This is a genomic window from Salinibacterium sp. (assembly GCF_031364185.1).
GTDB lineage: Bacteria > Actinomycetota > Actinomycetes > Actinomycetales > Microbacteriaceae > Rhodoglobus.
In genome coordinates this window covers 1-2,362 of sequence record NZ_JANLVV010000291.1, presented here as the reverse complement: position 1 = coordinate 2,362, position 2,362 = coordinate 1, and the positions used below count along the sequence as shown (strand labels likewise).

The following is a 2,362-nucleotide window of genomic DNA, read 5'->3' as shown; positions in this document are numbered from 1 at the left end:
ACGGCCAGGAAGGCGGTGTAGCCGAAGGCGAGAGCAGTGATGGACGTCACCCCGATCGCGACGGTACCAGGCGAAAAGCGCACGAGCAGCGCGGCGCCGAGGGTGACACCGCCGGTGAGCGCGACGAAAGCGACCAGGGCGAGACTGACCGCCGAGACATCCGGTGCAATGGTTAGTCGAGCCAGCGTCAGGGCTCCGGCAGGCACAATGATGGCGAGCATGATGGATGCCACCACCACCGTCGTTCGCACCGCCTCGCGCGTCGGCCAATCGCGCTGCTCGGCGTGGCGACGCACGGCCGTTCCTGCGCCGAGAAACAGCGTCGACTTGAATAGGGAGTGCGCGATGAGGTGGAACACGGCCGCCGTGAAGGCGCCCAACCCGCAGGCCATCATCATGAAGCCCATCTGCGCCATGGTCGAGTACACGAGCCGGCCTTTCACGTCGGGCTTGACGAGCCGAATCACGGAAGCGTAAACGAGCGTCGCGGCGCCCGCCAGGAATATCACGGTCATTGGGATGGCCTGGTCGCCGAGCACCGCCGCGAACCGGATCACCAGGATCGCACCGGCGTTCACGACCCCGGCGTGCAGTAGCGCCGAGACCGGTGTCGGGGCGGCCAGTGTCGCCGGCAGCCAGCCCTGGAACGGGATCTGGCTTGACCGGGCGAGGGCTGGCAGCACCAGCAGGAGCGCTACTGCGGTTGATACCGGCATTGGGAGGGTGATGATGACGGCGCCGAGCCGGTCGAGCGCAACATCACCACCCGCGATAATCATCAGTATCACCACCGCGGCAACCAAGGCGGAATCGCCGATGGCGAATCGAACTGTCGTGCGTCGCACCCCATCCTGCGCCTGGGAAAGCCGGGAGTAGGTGCCGAGCAAAAGCAGGAGCGCGGCACCAGCGGCGAGCCACGCTGTGGCGAAGGTGGCGAGGGATGTAGCGCACACCAGCAGGGCGGTGCAGCCGGTGAGCAGGTTGGCCGAGGCTACGAACCAGCCCTGCCGAATGTCACCTCTCAGGTAGCGCACCGCGAATGACTGGATGACGGCGCTCAGCCCGAGCACGAGAAGCAACATCAGAGCCGCGAGGGGATCGGCAGCGATCCGTATCGGTCCGAGGTCAGCCCAGATCGTTCCGCTGCTGATGACCATGACGGTGACAGCTACGGAGAGGCCGAAGCCAATCCCCACCGCGGCGCAGGCGACTCGAGCGAGAAGATCGCGCGATCCGCCCCAGCGGGTGCCGACCGCCGCGATCGCAGCGGCCGCGAGGGGTAGTCCGATCGTCAGCAGCACCAGCGTCACTTCGGTCATCGGCATCCCGTTCATAGGTGTCTGTCAAAACAGGAAAACCATAACACGTATTATGAATCCGGAATAGGCTTTAGCGAGATATGTGGCAGAGTTGCGGCATGGCACAGTGGACATTCCTCACCAACCACGCTCACGTGCTGATGTGCGTCTCCGACAACCCCAACGTGCGGATTCGGGATGTCGCAGCGCAGGTGGGCATCACGGAACGAGCCGCGCAGCGCATCGTCTCCGAACTAGAGGAGGCCGGATACCTGGAGCGCGAGCGGGAGGGCCGGCGCAACAGCTACCGGCTCAACCCGGCCATGCCGCTGCGGCATCCACTCGACAGCGACCACCGCATCGGTGAGCTCCTCGCGACGTTCGCGCACCACAACCCCGCTGAATCGCCAGACCCCGCTGAATCGCCAGACCCCGCTGACTAGGTAGCGTTAGGGAACCCAGTACCCCACGGCGCAGAGCAGCCGAGTCTCATCATCGGCATCGGCCGGCGGTTCAATCGCGGGCGGGAAAACCCCGAAGCTGCGCCACTCGTCGGCATGGGGCAGGACGTGGGCCGTCATCCCGGCGACGATCTCGTTAGACAGGTGGAATGGGATGCCGAGATGTTTCGCGATAAGCCATGCCTGGAACGCGCGATAGAGCGCCAGGTGTACAAGACCCTCCTCCGCTGGGTAGTCACCGTACTGGAAGTGGAATATCGCGCCCGGGGCGACGCCAGCGCGCACGACGGTGTTAGCAGCATCATTTAGCGCGTCGTAGGCGGCGATCGGATCGTCTCCGAGTAGGTCTCGGCCGCGAAAGTCGTCACCGTCGGCGATCGAGGCACCGGCGAGCATGCCAGGAACCCAGGCCTCGTCGTAGGCGTGCGCTCGCAGGATGTCACGGATGGTGGGGTCAACGGCGCTCGACCACTCCGCGGGAGCGCGTTTGTCGAGGTCCGCGGGGTCGATGCGGTCGATGACGCTGCGAAGGGCGGCATCCGAGGCGAGGAATAGCTGATCGGTTTCCATGCGGCGAGTGTAATCCTCACGTCAGACACATGC

3 protein-coding genes are annotated in these 2,362 nt (G+C 65.2%); 1 reads left to right on the top strand and 2 read right to left on the bottom strand.

Annotated features, from left to right (window positions below):
• A partial coding sequence (locus RMN95_RS12785; protein WP_309617292.1) for a proton-conducting transporter membrane subunit occupies positions 1–1,319 on the bottom strand: 1,319 nt, incomplete at its 3' end.
• 98 nt (positions 1,320–1,417) lie between these two features.
• Between RMN95_RS12785 and RMN95_RS12780 the strand changes: the two genes are divergently transcribed.
• Positions 1,418–1,741, top strand: coding sequence for a winged helix-turn-helix domain-containing protein (locus tag RMN95_RS12780; protein ID WP_309617291.1), 324 nt, complete (start codon positions 1,418–1,420; stop codon positions 1,739–1,741).
• A gap of 6 nt (positions 1,742–1,747) precedes the next feature.
• Here the strand turns inward: RMN95_RS12780 and RMN95_RS12775 are convergent, their stop codons facing one another.
• The gene (locus RMN95_RS12775) at positions 1,748–2,329 is read right to left on the bottom strand and encodes a hypothetical protein (RefSeq protein WP_309617290.1); all 582 of its coding nucleotides are present in this window, start codon (positions 2,327–2,329) and stop codon (positions 1,748–1,750) included.
• Positions 2,330–2,362 lie beyond the last annotated feature (33 nt).

Excerpts from the sequence above, each read along its gene's own strand:
- RMN95_RS12780 (WP_309617291.1), top strand. The coding sequence starts at position 1,418 with ATGGCACAGTGGACATTCCTCACCAACCACGCTCACGTGCTGATGTGC.
- RMN95_RS12775 (WP_309617290.1), bottom strand. The coding sequence starts at position 2,329 with ATGGAAACCGATCAGCTATTCCTCGCCTCGGATGCCGCCCTTCGCAGC.